At 56.6% G+C, this 15,761-nt stretch carries 15 protein-coding genes and 1 tRNA gene; 10 read left to right on the plus strand and 6 right to left on the minus strand.

All coding sequences use genetic code 11. The features are described from left to right. The first annotated feature begins 58 nt into the window (after positions 1-58). From B9A24_RS10455 to B9A24_RS10480, 6 genes are all read left to right on the plus strand, one after another. On the plus strand, positions 59-1,300 hold the full coding sequence (locus tag B9A24_RS10455) for an ABC transporter permease (protein WP_084445368.1): 1,242 nt from the start codon (positions 59-61) through the stop codon (positions 1,298-1,300). A gap of 105 nt (positions 1,301-1,405) precedes the next feature. Continuing rightward, a complete protein-coding gene (locus tag B9A24_RS10460; protein WP_084445370.1) occupies positions 1,406-2,647 on the plus strand; it encodes an ABC transporter permease in 1,242 nt (413 codons plus the stop codon). A gap of 88 nt (positions 2,648-2,735) precedes the next feature. Continuing rightward, the gene (locus B9A24_RS10465) at positions 2,736-3,851 is read left to right on the plus strand and encodes an efflux RND transporter periplasmic adaptor subunit (protein ID WP_084445372.1); all 1,116 of its coding nucleotides are present in this window, start codon (positions 2,736-2,738) and stop codon (positions 3,849-3,851) included. A gap of 102 nt (positions 3,852-3,953) precedes the next feature. Beyond that, complete coding sequence (locus B9A24_RS10470; RefSeq protein WP_084445492.1) at positions 3,954-5,084, plus strand: DUF3616 domain-containing protein; 1,131 nt, start codon at positions 3,954-3,956, stop codon at positions 5,082-5,084. A 56-nt stretch (positions 5,085-5,140) separates the two neighbouring features. Beyond that, a complete protein-coding gene (locus B9A24_RS10475) occupies positions 5,141-5,674 on the plus strand; it encodes an acyl-CoA thioesterase (RefSeq protein WP_084445374.1) in 534 nt (177 codons plus the stop codon). Positions 5,675-5,770: 96 nt separating this feature from the next. Beyond that, positions 5,771-6,340, plus strand: a complete 570-nt coding sequence (locus B9A24_RS10480; protein WP_084445376.1) for a type 1 glutamine amidotransferase domain-containing protein — start codon at positions 5,771-5,773, stop codon at positions 6,338-6,340. A gap of 112 nt (positions 6,341-6,452) precedes the next feature. Here B9A24_RS10480 and B9A24_RS10485 read toward each other — a convergent pair whose 3' ends face one another. Both B9A24_RS10485 and B9A24_RS10490 read right to left on the minus strand, forming a co-directional pair. Next, positions 6,453-6,983 carry a DUF6992 family protein gene (locus B9A24_RS10485; protein WP_084445378.1) on the minus strand — a complete coding sequence of 177 codons (531 nt, stop codon included), beginning with the start codon at positions 6,981-6,983 and terminating at the stop codon, positions 6,453-6,455. A 76-nt stretch (positions 6,984-7,059) separates the two neighbouring features. Next, the gene (locus tag B9A24_RS10490; RefSeq protein ID WP_084445380.1) at positions 7,060-7,740 is read right to left on the minus strand and encodes a porin family protein; all 681 of its coding nucleotides are present in this window, start codon (positions 7,738-7,740) and stop codon (positions 7,060-7,062) included. A gap of 202 nt (positions 7,741-7,942) precedes the next feature. On the opposite strand from B9A24_RS10490, the gene B9A24_RS10495 reads away from it, so the two are divergent. Beyond that, a tRNA-Val gene (locus B9A24_RS10495) sits at positions 7,943-8,017 on the plus strand. Between the two features lie 194 nt (positions 8,018-8,211). After that, on the plus strand, positions 8,212-9,117 hold the full coding sequence (locus B9A24_RS10500; RefSeq protein WP_084445382.1) for a histone deacetylase family protein: 906 nt from the start codon (positions 8,212-8,214) through the stop codon (positions 9,115-9,117). Positions 9,118-9,244: 127 nt separating this feature from the next. Here the strand turns inward: B9A24_RS10500 and B9A24_RS10505 are convergent, their stop codons facing one another. The 3 genes from B9A24_RS10505 to B9A24_RS10515 all read right to left on the minus strand — a co-directional run bounded on the left by B9A24_RS10505 (position 9,245) and on the right by B9A24_RS10515 (position 12,362). After that, positions 9,245-9,943 carry a methyltransferase domain-containing protein gene (locus B9A24_RS10505; RefSeq protein ID WP_234997188.1) on the minus strand — a complete coding sequence of 233 codons (699 nt, stop codon included), beginning with the start codon at positions 9,941-9,943 and terminating at the stop codon, positions 9,245-9,247. A gap of 38 nt (positions 9,944-9,981) precedes the next feature. Beyond that, positions 9,982-11,100, minus strand: coding sequence for a type III polyketide synthase (locus B9A24_RS10510; RefSeq protein WP_084445384.1), 1,119 nt, complete (start codon positions 11,098-11,100; stop codon positions 9,982-9,984). 152 nt (positions 11,101-11,252) lie between these two features. Further along, positions 11,253-12,362 (minus strand): NAD(P)/FAD-dependent oxidoreductase, encoded by a 1,110-nt coding sequence (locus B9A24_RS10515; protein ID WP_084445386.1) that lies wholly within the window; start codon positions 12,360-12,362, stop codon positions 11,253-11,255. 168 nt (positions 12,363-12,530) lie between these two features. Between B9A24_RS10515 and B9A24_RS10520 the strand changes: the two genes are divergently transcribed. Continuing rightward, the gene (locus B9A24_RS10520) at positions 12,531-12,908 is read left to right on the plus strand and encodes a T9SS type A sorting domain-containing protein (RefSeq protein ID WP_084445388.1); all 378 of its coding nucleotides are present in this window, start codon (positions 12,531-12,533) and stop codon (positions 12,906-12,908) included. A 412-nt stretch (positions 12,909-13,320) separates the two neighbouring features. On the opposite strand, the gene B9A24_RS10530 is transcribed toward B9A24_RS10520, so the two are convergent. After that, the gene (locus B9A24_RS10530; protein WP_084445392.1) at positions 13,321-14,403 is read right to left on the minus strand and encodes a flavin-containing monooxygenase; all 1,083 of its coding nucleotides are present in this window, start codon (positions 14,401-14,403) and stop codon (positions 13,321-13,323) included. A gap of 265 nt (positions 14,404-14,668) precedes the next feature. On the opposite strand from B9A24_RS10530, the gene B9A24_RS10535 reads away from it, so the two are divergent. Further along, on the plus strand, positions 14,669-15,517 hold the full coding sequence (locus B9A24_RS10535) for a DNA/RNA non-specific endonuclease (RefSeq protein WP_084445394.1): 849 nt from the start codon (positions 14,669-14,671) through the stop codon (positions 15,515-15,517). The last annotated feature ends 244 nt before the right edge of the window (positions 15,518-15,761 follow it).

Genomic DNA, 15,761 nt, shown 5'->3' on the forward strand with positions numbered 1-15,761 from the left:
TCGTTAGCGGCACCGGCAACTCAACTCCTCAACACTTCATAAAGCAGTACCAAAAGCCGTGTTCGACGTCGACAAATGGCAGGAAATTCTGGGCACGATGCGCCGCAACAAGTTGCGCACCTTCCTGACTGCGTTTGGGGTGTTTTGGGGCATTTTTATGCTGGTGCTCCTGCTGGGTGCGGGCAAAGGGATGGAGAATGGCATCTTCAAGGAGTTTGGTGCCGGCGCCCGCAACAGCTTGTATATCAGCGGTGGAAAAACCTCCATTCCCTACAATGGCCTGAAGCCCGGCCGCGAAATCAAGCTCACCAATGTTGATCAGGATGCCATTCGCCGCCAGATAGATGGCGTAGAGCTACTGGCCACCCGCAACCGGCTTTTCGGCGAGTACACCATTATGCGGGGCACCAAAAACGGCTCTTACCAAGTGTTTGGGGCCAGCGCCGATTTCTTTGAGCTCAACGGTGAAGTGCTCAAATCGGGCCGCCTGCTGAATCCGATGGACGTGATTGAGCGGCGCAAAGTGATGATTCTGGGCGAAAAGGTGCGCAAGGTACTCTTTGGCGATGAGCCGGCTTTGGGCCAGTATGTGCAGGTGAAGGGCGTTTTCTTCAAGATAGTAGGCACCTTCACCAACACTCAAAACCAGGGCCGCAACGAGGAACGGGCCTACACCCCATTTAGCACCTTTCAAACGACGTTTAATCAGTACAATCAGGTGCAACTTATGGGCCTGACGACGCGCCCGGGTATTCCGGTAAAGCAGGTTGAAGACCAGGTGCGCGTGCTGCTGGCGGCCCGCCACAAGTTCGACCCTGCCGATAAGGAGGCTCTTGACCTAGAGAATAATGAAGAGGAAGTGCAGCGATTCCAGGGTTTATTCACTGGTATTAAGCTATTTGTATCGGTAATTGGCGTGCTTACACTGGTAGCGGGCGTAGTTGGTGTCAGCAACATCATGCTCATCATCGTGCAGGAACGCACCCGCGAAATCGGGGTGCGGAAGGCGCTGGGCGCTACTCCCTGGAGCATTATCAGCATGATCCTGCAGGAGTCGGTGGTCATCACGGGCTTGTCGGGCTACTTGGGGCTGCTGGCCGGCGTGGCGTTGCTTGATGCAGTGCGCTACGCGCTCGATCAAGCTGGCGGTACTACGTCCTACTTCGACCGGCCGGAAGTAGATGTGACGGTGGCCGTCAGCGCGATTATACTGCTGGTAATAGCCGGTGCCATAGCCGGTTTGGTGCCCGCCATGAAAGCGGCCAATGTGAAACCTATTGAAGCCTTAAAAGCAGAGTAACACCAAGCTCCAGCTTGGCGCATACTTGGGGGCGGCTGCAAAAAGCCCCCCAACGCATTATTCAACGATTCGCCAAGCAGGAGCTTGGTGTTACATCCAACCCCCATGTTCGACCTTGATAAATGGAGCGAAATCTGGAGCACCGTGCGGCGGCACAAGCTGCGCACGGGGCTGACGGCGTTTGGCGTGTTCTGGGGGATTTTTATGCTGGTAGTGCTGCTGGGCGCGGGCAAGGGCTTTCGCAACGGCGTAGAGCAGGAGTTCGACGTAGCCAAAAACGCCGTTTTCGTTTGGACCCAGCGCACCAGCGTGCCCTACATGGGCCTGAAGGCGGGCCGGTTTATTCAGCTCACCAACGACGACGTGCGGGCCATTGAGCGCCAGGTGCCTGAGGCCGCTTTCATATTGCCTCGCTGCGAGCTTCATGGCACGTTTACGGTGCAGGTGCCGCCAAAAAGCGGGGCATTTACGGTAAAGGGCGAGTACCCCGGCTACCCCGCCGTGCAGGCCATGGATTTGCAGCAGGGCCGCTTCGTGAATGAAACGGACATCCGGGAGCGGCGCAAGGTGGCCATTATCGGCGACCGGGTGGTGGCTGTGCTCTTTATGGGAGCTAACCCAATGGGTAAGTATATCAACATCAAGGGTATCTACTTCCGCGTGGTGGGCGTGTTCAAGGGTAGCGGCCGGCCTGAGGAAGCCCAGCAGGATGCGCAGACCATCTTTGTCCCGCTGACTACGCTGCAAATTGCTTTCAACCAAGTGAATAAGGTGGATTACTTCGCCTTCATCCCAAAGCCCGGCATTCCGGCGGCAGTTGTGGAAACCAAGGTGAAAGAAGTGCTGCGGCGCCAGCACAAAGTAGCGCCCACCGACGACCGTGCGTTCGGCTCGGCCAATGTGGAGGAGGAATATGCTCGCGTGCAGGGCCTGTTCACGGGTATTTCGGGCTTTAGCTGGCTGGTGAGCATCGGGACCATTTTGGCCGGCATTATCGGCGTGAGCAACATCATGCTGATCGTGGTGAAGGAGCGAACCAAGGAAATTGGCATTCGCAAGGCGCTGGGTGCCACGCCCTGGAGCATCGTGAGCCTGATTGTTCAGGAAAGCATCGTGCTGACGGCCGCGGCTGGTATGGTGGGGCTGCTGGCCGGCACCGCGCTGATGGCGGGCATCAGCCACCTCATTGCCGGCCAGCAGACGAGCTTTTTTGCCAATCCGCAGGTGGATGTCGGCGTGGCCCTGACGGCTATCGGGCTGCTGGTTTCGGCCGGGACCCTGGCCGGACTGGTGCCCGCCAGTATTGCCGCCCGCGTGCAGCCGGTGGTGGCTTTAAAGGATGAGTAGTTTGCCTCAACCCCTAGCCCCTTCTCCCGAAGAGAAGGGGCTAGGGGTTGAGGCCTTCACCAGAACAACAAACCCAACACAAATACCCATGAAACGCTTCTTCCTCGCTCTCTTAGTGTTACTGCTGTTGGCTGGTTTCAGCTGGTTGGGCTACTACTTCTACCGCCAGGCCAACGTGGACCCCGTCGTGTACAAAACAGAGCAGCCCTTCGTCGCTGATATTGTGAAGAAAACGGTGGCCACGGGCAGCATCGTGCCGCGCCGGGAAGTCCTTATTAAGCCTCAGGTATCGGGAATTGTGGAGGAGCTGTACGTGGAGGCGGGGCAGCCGGTGAAGGAGGGTCAGCTCATTGCCCGTATTCGCACCGTGGCTAACGCCACCAGCGTCAACAGCGCCCAAACCGGCATTCAGGCTGCACGCATTGCACTAGAAACCAGTAAAATGGACTTGGATAGGCAGCAAAAGCTTTATGATCAAAAGGTGATTGCCCAGCAGGAATATTTACGCTTCCTGAATGATTATCGGGCGAAAAAGCAGGTTTTGGACGCGGCCGAGAGCAACCTCCAGATTGCCCAGCGCGGCGCCTCGCGCAACACCGGCGGCTCGCTGAATCTGGTGCGTTCTACCATCACCGGGCTGCTGTTGGATGTGCCGATTAAAGTGGGCGCCTCCGTGGTGGAGCGCAACAACTTCAACGAAGGCACGACCATCGCCTCCGTAGCCGACATGAAAAGCCTCGTGTTTGAGGGCAAAATCGACGAGAGCGAAGTGGGCAAAGTGCGCGAGGGCATGGACCTGAACCTAACCATCGGCGCGCTGGAGAACCAGGCGTTTCCGGCCACGCTCGAATACATTGCCCCTAAAGGCGTGCTGGAAGAAGGCGCCATCAAGTTTCAGGTGCGCGCCCGCCTCAACCTCAAGCCAGGCCAGTTCCTCAGAGCCAACTACTCGGCCAACGGCGACATCGTGCTGGGCCGCCGCGACGACGTGCTGGCCATTCGCGAAAGCCTGCTGCAGTTTGGTAAGGTGAACAAAGACAGCGTGTTTGTGGAGATAGAAAAAGCCCCCCAGCAGTTCCAGAAGCGCATGATTAAGACGGGCTTATCGGATGGCATCAACGTCGAAATCGTATCGGGGCTGAGCAAGGAAGACAAGGTGAAAGTGCTGGGCCCGCCGGCCGAGGACGAGAAGAAAAAGTCGTAGGGCACGCGTAAGCGTTGGCTGATGGGTAGTGGCTAAGCGTGGGGGGCAAAACTCTTACTGGGGCGGCTTCGTTTGCACATCACTTACTATTTCCCCCTAGTTGTGCGCCGCCAATCCTACACTCTCCATTTCACTCCCAAGCTCAGCTACAACACCGACAAAAAGCACGTGCGCGACGGCCTCTCCACGGTGCTGCGTACCGGCGATAACCTCTGGCTAAGCTGCGACGAGCGCACCACTATCGAGCGCCTGCGCCTCATAGGGCCGCACGCGTTTGGTGAGCACTGCTCGTATGAGCTAACCGACCTGCTCGACCTGCCTTCGGACGAAGATGAGGAGATTGACATTGAAGGCATGGGCGAGGCTGACAACTACCTCTGGCTAATTGGCTCGCATAGCCTGAAGCGAAAAAAGCCCGACCACAAAGACACGGACACGGCCAAGCAAATCGCTCGCTTAGCCAAGATCGAAGAAGAGTCGAACCGGTATTTGCTGGCGCGTATTCCGCTGGTGCTGAACGCCGAAACCGGCAACTACGAGCTGCACAAAGAAGCGCCGCACCCCACCGACCCTTCCCAGACCTTGTGCGCGGCCCAACTGCACAGCACCAGCAACGCCAACGACCTGTTCGATCTTCTGGCCGATGACCCGCACCTGAAGCCGTTTATCAAGATCCCGGGTAAAGACAACGGCTTTGATGTTGAAGGCTTAGCGGCCGCGCCCGATGGTCGGCTATTTGTGGGGCTGCGTGGGCCGGTGCTCCGGGGTTGGGCCATTGTTTTGGAACTGCTGCCCAAAGAGGACAAGAAAGGCCGCCTGCGCCTCGATAAAATAAAAGGCGCCGAGCAGGTCTATTACAAAAAACACTTCCTGGACCTGGATGGAATGGGCGTGCGCGAATTGCGCCAGATCGGCTCGGATATTCTGATGCTGGCCGGCCCCACAATGGACCTCGACGGCACCATTGCCGTGTACCGCTGGCCCAATGCCCTGGTGCAGCCTCAGGACAGCCTCATCGGACCTGGTAAGGTGCACCGCCTTTTCGATGTGCCGCATGGCCACGGGCCTACTTCCGGGCAGGATAAAGCGGAGGGCATGGCCGTACTGGACGATAAGCACGTACTCAGCGTGTTTGACAGCCCCACGGAGGCTCGCAAAAAAGCCCCCCACGAAGTGGTGGCCGACTCGTTTCTGCTGCCCGGCCCAGATAGCGCACCCCAGCCGCAAGGCTAAGGCCGCGCGGTTTTCATATTTCTAAATACCTGACAAGCTATTATCACGCTTCGTTTATGGCCTCTAACTCAACCTTGGTCCGCACGCCCGAAACCACGCACCGCATTCACTTTCAGGACTGCGATATGCTCGGCCACCTCAACAATGCCCGCTACCTCGACTATTTCCTCAACGCCCGCGAAGAGCATACCACCCAGCATTATGCCCTGAACCTAGGCGAGCTGGCCCGCGAGTCGCAGGCTGGGTGGGTAATTACCAAGCACCACATTGCCTATCTGCGCCCCGCCAACCACGGCGAAGTAGTGCTCATTCGCACCCAGCTTATTCATTTCGACAACTCCAACCTGGTAGTTGAAATGCAGATGCTGAGCGAGGACGGCGCCCGCCTCAAGGCGTTGCTTTGGTCAGAAATGGCCTTCGTAAATGTGCGCACCGCCACCCGCACCGACCACGCCGACGCCCTGATGGACATGCTCGATGCCCTCGACATTGAAGACGTAGAATACGACCCAGATGGCTTCGATGAGCGCGTGCGTTACGTGCGCAAGCAACTCAAGCGCGAGCGGGGCGAAAAGGAAAGCACCGAATAACCTGTTGAGCTTTTTCTTCGTTAAACCTAAACCGGAGCTGCCCTGCGCGGCCCGGTTTTTTGTTTGTGTATTGTGTACTCTAAAGGTCTAGAAACCATGTCATTATTTGGAAGTGATAAACTAAAAGGAAAGAAAATAGCCATTGTTGCCACCGACGGTTTCGAGCAGTCGGAGCTGGAGGAGCCGAAGAAATATCTGGAGAATGAAGGCGCCGAAACCCACGTTATTTCCCTGAAAAGCGGCTCTATTAAAGGCTGGGATAAAGACAACTGGGGCGACAAAGTGAGCGTAGACAAGCTCATCGGTGATGCCCGCGTGGACGACTACGATGCGCTGGTGTTGCCTGGGGGGCAAATTAACCCCGACAAGCTACGCGTGGAGCAAAAAGTAGTAGACTTCGTGACGGAGTTTATGCACTCGGGCAAAGTAGTAGCCGCCATCTGCCACGGCCCCTGGACCCTGATTGAAACGGGCCTGGTACGCGGCAAGAAAATGACCAGCTACCCCAGCATCAAAACTGACCTGAAGAACGCTGGCGCCCTTTGGGAAGACAGCGAAGTGGTGGTTGATAAAGGTCTCATAACCAGCCGCAACCCGAATGATATTCCGGCTTTCAATAAGAAAATCGTAGAGGAAATTCTGGAAGGCGTACACGCTGCACGCTAACCGTAATACAAATTTCTGATGTTTAAAAAAGCCTCCCGGAACTGATCCAGGGGGCTTTTTTGTGTAACTCACCATAACGCCGTAGAGACGCGTATTCGCGTCTCTACGGCAGCTAGTCAAGAAATGCCAGCAAATCGGCCGCGAGTTGGTGATACACGAAATAAAAGCACACATCAAAAATCAGCAAAAAAGCCCCCTGCAACCACAAGGAGCGCCCAAACCCAAGCAGCCGCTCGGGCCGGTGGTCGGCAGATGCGGCGCGGGCGCGGAGCCAGCTGCCCGTAGCTACGTAGGCCACATCGAGGCCGGTATTGAAGAGCAGGATTTTCTCGAAGTTGAATTGAGCCGTGAAACTGTCGGCCAAGGTCATGCCGGCTACTTGGTTGGGGTGGGCGCTGAGTAGCCCGAACACGGCCAGCCCGGCATTTATCAGGTTCCAGCCCACGTTCATCTGGTGGAAGTAGTGGGCTTCGGTGCGCTTATCAGTGCGGGCTACGAAATAGCCGCTCACCACCAGGTTCAGCAGGGCCCAGGCTCCCAGTATGCCCATGCCGCGCTCGGCCAGCAGCTCACGGGTCCGGTTGAGCAGCGTCAGAGCGTCGCTAGGGTCGGGGAGGGCGAGCAGGAGAGTGGTAAGTGGCATGGCAAATGGCAAGATAACGGCCCAAAAAAAGGAAGCCGGGGCGGGCTTCCTTTTTGGAAAGGGCAAAAGAGGTTGATTAGTTAGAAATGCCGATTCCCAGGTACACCTGGAACACGCCGTTTTTCACGTTGTCGTACGCATCGGCACCGGCGTCCTGGGGGTCATTATAAATGTCAGCCAAACCGAGGTCGTAGCGGGCACCGAGACGAGCCGGGCCTACGCGGGCTTCTACGCCCCCTATTACGCCGTACTCTAGGCTATTTAGGCCCACATCAGAGATACTACGCTCCCGGCCCGCGTACTTCGCATTCGCAAGCAGCGATACTTGCGGGCCAGCATGAATACTGATATTGTCTACGATGTTGTAAACCAACAGAATAGGCACTTGTAGGTAATCAAGGCGTGTTTCCTCCTTGCTACCAGCGGGTTGGCCGGTCACTAGATCAAATGCCTGGGCATTAAACCCTTTGCGAGAAAACAAAAACTCCGGCTGAAGGGAGAACTTCTCGTTGAAAGCAAACTGTGCGTACACGCCAGCGTGGTAGGATTTGAGGCTTTCGAGGTCCTGGTAAGCGTCTTTGTCCTGGCCGCGCAAATCGGCCAGATTGAAGCCTGCCTTGATGCCGAAGCCGTTGTTACGCGAGTCGCTGCTACCAAAGCCGTAGTCAGTGGAAGAACGCACGCCGATGGGGCCATCCTGAGCGGAGACAGCAAGGGGGGCGGCGCAGAAAGTAAGGAGGAGGAATAATTTTTTCATAAGACAAAACAGGTGAATCGGACGAGTAAAAAGCCCTGGTTAGGTTGTAGAGAAAACAAATTGAGAGGTACTACGCCCGGTTTTACACTTGCAGATTACGCGCTTGCGCAGCGGAGGTTGAAAAATTTTGTTGCCTCACCGAGTAGCACCAATAGTCAAGACGTGTATATTTGGCTCTTTCCGGCCGCCGCCAGTTGGCTTTGGGGTATTAGCTCAGTTGGTTCAGAGCACTACCTCGACAAGGTAGGGGTCACTGGTTCGAGCCCAGTATGCCCCACTTAAAGCCGAGCCCCGCTACGTGTAGCGGGGCTTTTTTGTGCCCAAACCCTAACAAATCCGTTGAATTTGCCTTACTAGGCGGTCATGCTGAGACTACGAAGCATCTCGCGTGTTTCGTTGAGCTATTAATCCAGCATCAGCACGCGAGATGCTTCGTAGCCTCAGCATGACGTTCTGGCTTAAATACTTCACATGCTCTCCATTGCCTGGGCACCGCTCTACGCCCACCCGCTGCCCACCGGCCACCGCTTCCCGATGCTCAAATACGAGCTGCTGCCCGAGCAGCTCCTGCGCGAAGGCACCATTACGGAAGCCAATTTATTTGCCCCCCAGCCGCCTGCGGCAATCGAGATTCTACGCACGCATACGCCTGATTATTACCGCCGTCTGCGCCTGGGGCAGCTTACGCGCCAGGAAGAGCGGGCCACCGGCTTTCCGTGGTCGGAGCAACTGATAGCGCGCGAAGTCACGATTCTGGGCGGCACCATTGAGTGCGCGCGCCGGGCCTTGCGCCACGGCGTAGCGGCTAATGTAGCCGGCGGCACCCACCACGCATTCGCTGATCGGGGCGAAGGTTTTTGCCTGCTCAACGACCAGGCCGCAGCGGCCAACTACTTGCTGGCGCATGAGCCAAGCGTTCAGAAAGTGCTCATCGTGGATCTTGATGTGCATCAGGGGAACGGTACGGCCGCTATTTTTCAGCACGAGCCGCGCGTATTTACCTTCAGCATGCACGGGGCCCGCAACTACCCGCACCGCAAAGAGCAATCGGACCTCGACCTGCCCCTGGCCGACCAAACCAACGACGCCACTTACCTGAAGCTGCTCGCCGATACGCTGCCGCGCCTGCTGGATGAGGTGCGACCCGACTTCGTGTTCTACTTAGCCGGCGTCGATGTGCTGGCCACCGACAAGCTTGGTCATCTTGCCCTCACCCGCCAAGGCTGCCGCCAGCGCGACCAGCTCGTGCTCGAACTCTGTCACCGCCATCAGCTGCCGGTAGTGGTGTGCATGGGCGGCGGCTACTCCGAGCGCCTCGCCGACATCGTGGAGGCCCACGCTAATACATTTCGACTACTGCAGGAGGTTTATTTTTAGCTGCCTATGTTGTAGAGACGCATATTCGCGTCTAATCGTTGGACAACCGAACCTGCGCCATTTAGCCTAAACAACGACCGCGGCGATTAGACGCGAATACGCGTCTCTACAAGTTTTAAGGCTTTTATCAGATAACCACCTGCCACCGAAATGCCCAGCGCCAGCTCAGCTCGTATTTTTCGATGCCTGCCTGCTGCAGAATGCGCTGCCAATCAGGTTTGGTAAATGCCCGCGCCACGGACAAGGGCGCGTCATTCTGCACCAGATACGAGCCCCGAAACAAACGCGTAAGCCACTTAATGCTATAATAAGCCACCGGATGCCGGTGCAAATCGTTGATAATCACTGCCACGCCCGCCTGCTGGCGCAATTGGCGCAGCAGGCGGGCCAGCTCAGCATCCGTGAAATGGTGGCAGAATAAACTGCACGTAATCACATCAAAATGCTGGGCCCGAAACTCCGGCGCGAAAATATCCTGCTGTTGAAAGCTGATTTCGGGGTAAGCCTGACTTTTCTCGGTGGCATAGTCCAGCATAAACCGGTTGGCATCAATGCCGACCAGTTCTACTGGCAGGTGGCGTTTGCGCGCCCAGCGCGCTATGTGGCGCAGCGTATCGCCACCGCCGCTGCCCAGGTCGGCGAGGCGCAGGGGACGTCTGGGGGGCATTTTTGCGCGCAGCCGAGCCAGTGCATCCGTCACCACCCCGTAGCCGCCCAAGCGAGTATTGATCAACTCCAGCTCGTCCAGATTCTGCCGTAGCGCGTCGGAGGCCAGGGTCAGGTCGTCCATGAGTTCGGACTCGGTGGCGCGCTGGCGAAGGTTCATGCGGCTGGGGGGGCTTTTTTCGGTTGTCTTTGCGCAGTTTAGTTATTCCCAAAAGCCACCTTCAGCAGCATGGCCTCCAGCGTTAGCCCCGGCCCGAAGGCAAAGCTCAGCACCGGCGCTTCCTGATCAGCTTTCGTGAGCGACTGAAGCAGCTCGTGCAGCACAAATAGTACCGTCGCCGACGACATATTGCCGTAGTCGCGCAGCACCTGGTAGGCGAAGCGGTTGTCGTGGGTAGTCAGGCCCAGCTCCTGCTCTATGGTTTCCAGAATCCTGCGCCCGCCGGGATGAATGGCGAAGTGCTGAATATCTGGTAGCTGAATGGGCAGGTTTTCGAGCAGCCCATCTGTCAGCTCACGGATACCCTTTTGGATGAGGCGCGGCACATACGACGATAAGGTCATCTCAAAGCCAAAGTCGTTGATGTGCCAGGCCATATCGGCGTGCCCGTTAGGCTCGATGCCGCAGTGAAAAGCCGCCAGCTCTAAGCTCGCACCTTCCGCTGCTGGCACGGCCCGCACCAGCACCGCCGCCGAACCATCGCCAAATAAGGCATTGGATACCAAATGGTCTTCCTCCCGATTTTTCTGGAAGTGAATGGTACACAGCTCCGTACTCACGATGAGCACGTTGGCGTTGGCATCAGCCCGGCAGAAGGCATCGGCTAGCTTCAGGGCGTTGAAGGCCGCGTAGCAACCCATAAAATTGACGCAGGTACGCTGCACATTTGGCCGCAAACCCAGGGTTTGAACCAACTCCAGATCCAGGCCCGGCGCGTACATGCCCGTGCAGCTTACCGTAATCAAATGCGTGATGCTAGCCAGCGTAACCTCCGGCACCTGCCGCAAGCAGTCCTGAGCTGCCCGCACCGACAACGGCAGGGCGCACTGCCGGTACACGGTCATGCGTTGTCCCACCGACGGAAAAGGTTCTAAATCAGGCGTGTTAGGGAAAAACTCAAACTCTCCGTTGGGTCGGCTATAATCAGCCAGGACAGAGTAGCGTTGGCCAATCCCCGTTACGCGGTAGAGGGCTCGCAGCTTGCGCGCCTCCTGGTGATCGAGTTGCAGGGCCTCGGCCATAAAAGTGGCGATTTGGGGCTGCGGAATAACATGGGTAGGGTTGGCCGTGCCGATGGCACACAGGTAGCTGCTCATTAAGGGAAGTATACGCAAATTACTGCCGCGTCGCCGGTGCAAGTTTTTGCCAGATTACAAGCTCCATCAGAGAGCTTAGCTATGCTTACGCAGGAGGTAAGAAATTGGGTTTTCCGGATCACCCCCGCTTGCTTTTTAACCACTAATCGGCTTTAAAATATTTCCCCGTGCGTGCGGCGCATAAGGCCGCGCACGGCCCCCGGCCAGTACCGCAAGCCGCCTACGGCCGCTTCACTCAGGAAGGACCTGCCAAACAAGCCCTGCACGGCCCGACCCACCCGCAAACGCCCCCCCAAGTGCGTTTGCCAGTCACGTTGGTAATGGGCCTCCAGGGTGGCGCGGGTGGTGCGGCCCGCCAGAAAATCGTGGACGTGCGCACTGGCAATCTGCGCTCCGTGAATGGCCATAGCCATGCCGTTGCCGCAAAGCGGCGTAATGAGGCCGGCTGCGTCGCCGCACATCAGGATATGGTTTTCCACGCAGTTTTTGGGCGCGAAGGAAATCTCGTTGATAACCTCCGGCTGTGGATAGAGAAACTCGGCCTCGCGCAAAATGCTCCCCAGTCGCGGGTTGCGGGCCAACACCTGCTCTTCCATGGCCGGAATAGTGCCGTGCTTCTTCAGGTTCTGGCGAGTAGTGAGGTAGCAGAAGCAGTATTTATCTTCTTCAATGGCCGAGATGCCCGCGTACCCGTCGGCGAAGTTGTGCAGGGCAATCAGGTTGCGCGGGAAATCGAGGCGCAGGTGGTATTTCACGCCCAGATAAGGCGAGCGTTGGGTGAAAAAAGGTCGTTGCAGCTGGCGGTCGAGGTTGGCGCGCTTACCGTACGCGCCCAGCACGACGCGGGCCTGTAAAACACGGCCGTCGGCCAGCGTTATGCGGTGCTGGTCATCGACGAATGCGACATCCGTGACGGTGGCTCCCTGATGAAACTCCACACCCCGCACCTGGGCCTGCTGATACAGGAAATAATCCAGCGTATAGCGACTCACCCCAAAGCCGCCCAGATCGAGCGGAACGGTGAGCGTGCGGCCCGCTGGTGAACTGAGCAGGAACTGCGTGATGGAAGCGGGCCCAAGCGCCGCCGGATCTACGCCGAGCCGCCGCAGGTAAGGCAGTACCTCGTTGGATACATATTCGCCGCAGACCTTGTGAAATGGGTAGCGCTTGCGCTCCACCACCGTGACGTGGTGCCCCCGGCCAATTAAATCCAGCGCTGCCGTCAGTCCACCTACCCCCCCGCCGATAATGAGAACGTCCAATTTTTTTTTAAAGATAAAATGGTGAAAAACAGCGTCGACGCCTTTATTTATAGAAGATAAGTTATATTTTATGTACCTTGTTAAAATTGCGATGCTACCTTTGCAAACCTAATTGAGTGTCTGACGTTAAGAAATTTAACCGACGCGCCAATCGCCTAACGGTCTGATATGATGAAAACTCTACGCTTATTATTGTGTTTCTGCGCTTTGGTACTCGGTCCGCTGGGAGCCAGCGTGCCCACTGCCACGGCTCAGCCCGCCAGTCCTACTGCATCTAGCCGTCCGACCGCGGATGAAAAAAATGTATTGGTGTATCCCAATCCCAGCACTGGTATCGTGCATATCGATATCAATGGCTTCAATGGCCGTAAAACAGAGTTGCGTATTCTGAACGTTATCGGCTCCGTGATTTACCGCGAATCGCTGACCGAGCTGAATGGCCGTTTCACTAAAACCCTCGACCTAAGTAGGTTTGCCAGCGGTCTTTACTACGTAAAGCTCGAATCGGACAACGCCAGCGAAATGCGTAAGCTGGTAATCCGATGAATTGCTTCAACGCTTAAAATAAAAAGCAGCCTCCTCATAATGTGGCTGCTTTTTTGTGCGCAAAGAGCAAAAAAATGGTCCTTATTATTACGTAAGGACCATTTTTTCAACTTTACAATTAAGGTCTACCTAGCGGTTAGGAACCCGAACCGGTTGGGGCTTCAACATATCCTTGATATTATCCAGAGTGTTGAGGGCGATGAGCGCGGTAGCAATCAGCAGCCCTACAAAAAGAAGGAAAGACATACGAGTGGGAGTTTGAGGGCGAGAAAGGAATAAAACCGGGGTCGACACGCCAACGCGACAATACCGGTTAGTAAATGTACTCTCTTGAACCCCGGAACACAGCATCAGGTTTCAGCATAATTATGTGCTTTTTGATCTTTTCCAGTATCGAGGGTACTGGCAGCAATTACCCGGATGCTGTGTATTGTGGCGGAGCTTCAAGCAGTTGGTCTACGACATAGCGGGCATCGGGGCCAACGCCGCCCATAAGGGCCGAGCCCCGGCTGTTGAGCCAGGGCAAGCCGAGGAAGGCCAAACCCGGCGCGGCCGTAAGGCCGCGGTAGTGGGCAGGGTAGCCGGCAGCATCAAAAACCGGAATTTCGATCCAGCTAAAATCGGGTCCGTAGCCGGTGGACCATACCACCGCTTCCAGCGGGGGCGTGCTGGCGTGGCGGCCGCGCAAAATGCCCCCCGGCTCCGCGCCCAGCGCCCGCCCGATGAACTGGACATTGGAGTAAGTGCGCAGCTTGGCCAGGTCACCGCTGACAACGGGCTCAGGCTGCCGCATCATGTGCCCGCCTACTACGGAGTGGCGCGACGCCCGGAGCAGTCTGGTAGTGGTCAGCATCGCCCACATCAGCATGTTGTTGGGCATGGCCGGTGTACGCTCGTCGTAGGCGACGTACACGGGGCGGCTGGTGGCGGCTAAGTCAGCCGCGATTTGCAGGGCCGAGTTGCCACTGCCTACTACCGCCACTGGCCCGGTGCCCGCTACTTGCTGCGGCTGTTGGTAGTCGCGGCTGTGCAGCTGAACGACTGTTGGCGGAAGCTGGGGGGCAAATTCGGGCCGCCGTGGCGCGTTGTAAGACCCGGTGCACACTACTACCCGCCGCGCCTGGTACTGCTGGCCAGTGGTGGTGTTGACAGCGTAGCCGTTGGGCGTGGACGACACGCGGGCGACACGTTGGTAAAGATGAATGGGAAAGTGAAAGTGCCCGGCGTAAGTATTCAGGTAGGCCGCGGCTTCATCTTTGGTAGGGTAGCGTAATTTGCCCCCCGGCCACTCCAGACCAGGCAAGCCGCTGGCCCAGGCCGGCGAGAATAGGCGCAAGGCCTCAAACCGCGAAGCCCAGACCTCGCCCACGGCGGCTCGTTCATCCAAGATAACGAACGGTGCGCCCCGGCGCTGCAGATAATAAGCTGCCGCTAATCCTGCCTGTCCTGCCCCAATGATGAGGGTATCAACCGAAAAATCGTCAGGAGATGTCATATGGGTAGTCGGGGAGAAGAGTAGGGCAGATGATTCAAATGTATACGGGAGACCACACTCGGGCTACTTGCTTAACTAAACAACTGTAGTCACTTAGTCGCCTCAATGCTGACCTCAACAAGAAGAATTCTGAAGGCTTTCGTATGGAATCCTCCCTCAAACGCGTTTAAGCAAGCCGTAGCAATCTGGTTGTAGCACATGGGCGAATTAGTGTTCGCACCTTTGTCGAATCATCGTAGCCTGCCTCACTCCACTGCTCTTTCTGATGAAGCATATTTTCTATCGATTACTTAGTATTGGCTTGCTGAGCATTTTTGCCGTTTCCTGCTCCGACGAGTCAGTAGCGCCCGCCGAAGTCCGCGATAATCCCCTGGCCATGGGCAATCCCAGCGGCGCGGTTGCCGATCCCGCTTTTTACACCAATTACCTGATGGAGAAGCCCCAGTATGCCCTATCGTACCACCGCGACCGGGGCACGCCGAACTGGGTAAGCTGGCACTTGAGCAGCGCCTGGCTTGGTGACGCCTCCCGTCAGGATAATTTTTCGCCCGATAATGCCCTGCCCGCTGGCTGGTTTCGTGCTACCAGCGCCAGCTACACCGGCTCGGGCTTCGACCGCGGTCACAACTGTCCTTCCGCTGACCGCACTGGCACAGAAGCTGACAACTCGGCTACTTTCCTGATGACCAACATAATACCGCAGGCACCCAATAATAACCAGCGTACCTGGGCCGACCTCGAAAACTACTGTCGCACCTTGGTAGAAGAGGGCAATGAGCTGTATATCACCTGTGGAAGCTACGGTAGGGGAGGCACTGGCTCTACTGGAGCTGAGACTACCATAGCGGATGGCAAAATCACGGTGCCTAGCCGCATATGGAAGGTTATCGTGGTGTTGCCGGCTGGTAGCGACGATGTGAGCCGCGTCACGACTGATACGCGCGTCATTGCCATTAATACGCCTAATAACAGTAGCCTGAATGCCGAGTGGTCTGCCTACCGTACTTCCGTAGATGCCATTGAAAAAGCGACGGGCTACGACCTGTTGTCGGTCGTGCCAGCATCTGTACAAAGCGCGTTGGAAGCCAGAATAGACAACGGGCCAGTAAGATAAATGATGATTGGCCGCAACTATGGTAGGCCGCCTGCTCGGGGCCGAGGGTAGTTTTTGGAGGTTAAGTTTTGGTTAATATAATCTGAGAATTTTTATATAAAAAAGAAGGCATTACTTTTGCGAAGACAGATGCGAGTGAATATGAAAGGAAATAGAAAGCCGCGCTGCAACGCGGCTTTCTGCTTTTAGCTATATGCCTTTATGTGTAAAGTGTAGGCACTAATAACTTAGCAATACCACCTTG

The organism is Hymenobacter roseosalivarius DSM 11622 (assembly GCF_900176135.1).
GTDB classification, from domain to species: domain Bacteria; phylum Bacteroidota; class Bacteroidia; order Cytophagales; family Hymenobacteraceae; genus Hymenobacter; species Hymenobacter roseosalivarius.

What these genes read in the sequence shown, in the direction of transcription:
- B9A24_RS10475 (WP_084445374.1), top strand. Translation starts at nt 5,141, where the DNA reads ATGGCCTCTAACTCAACCTTGGTCCGCACGCCCGAAACCACGCACCGC.
- B9A24_RS10490 (WP_084445380.1), bottom strand. Translation starts at nt 7,740, where the DNA reads ATGAAAAAATTATTCCTCCTCCTTACTTTCTGCGCCGCCCCCCTTGCT.
- B9A24_RS10480 (WP_084445376.1), top strand. Translation starts at nt 5,771, where the DNA reads ATGTCATTATTTGGAAGTGATAAACTAAAAGGAAAGAAAATAGCCATT.
- B9A24_RS10535 (WP_084445394.1), top strand. Translation starts at nt 14,669, where the DNA reads ATGAAGCATATTTTCTATCGATTACTTAGTATTGGCTTGCTGAGCATT.
- B9A24_RS10485 (WP_084445378.1), bottom strand. Translation starts at nt 6,983, where the DNA reads ATGCCACTTACCACTCTCCTGCTCGCCCTCCCCGACCCTAGCGACGCT.
- B9A24_RS10465 (WP_084445372.1), top strand. Translation starts at nt 2,736, where the DNA reads ATGAAACGCTTCTTCCTCGCTCTCTTAGTGTTACTGCTGTTGGCTGGT.
- B9A24_RS10520 (WP_084445388.1), top strand. Translation starts at nt 12,531, where the DNA reads ATGATGAAAACTCTACGCTTATTATTGTGTTTCTGCGCTTTGGTACTC.
- B9A24_RS10530 (WP_084445392.1), bottom strand. Translation starts at nt 14,403, where the DNA reads ATGACATCTCCTGACGATTTTTCGGTTGATACCCTCATCATTGGGGCA.
- B9A24_RS10460 (WP_084445370.1), top strand. Translation starts at nt 1,406, where the DNA reads ATGTTCGACCTTGATAAATGGAGCGAAATCTGGAGCACCGTGCGGCGG.
- B9A24_RS10500 (WP_084445382.1), top strand. Translation starts at nt 8,212, where the DNA reads ATGCTCTCCATTGCCTGGGCACCGCTCTACGCCCACCCGCTGCCCACC.
- B9A24_RS10510 (WP_084445384.1), bottom strand. Translation starts at nt 11,100, where the DNA reads ATGAGCAGCTACCTGTGTGCCATCGGCACGGCCAACCCTACCCATGTT.
- B9A24_RS10505 (WP_234997188.1), bottom strand. Translation starts at nt 9,943, where the DNA reads ATGAACCTTCGCCAGCGCGCCACCGAGTCCGAACTCATGGACGACCTG.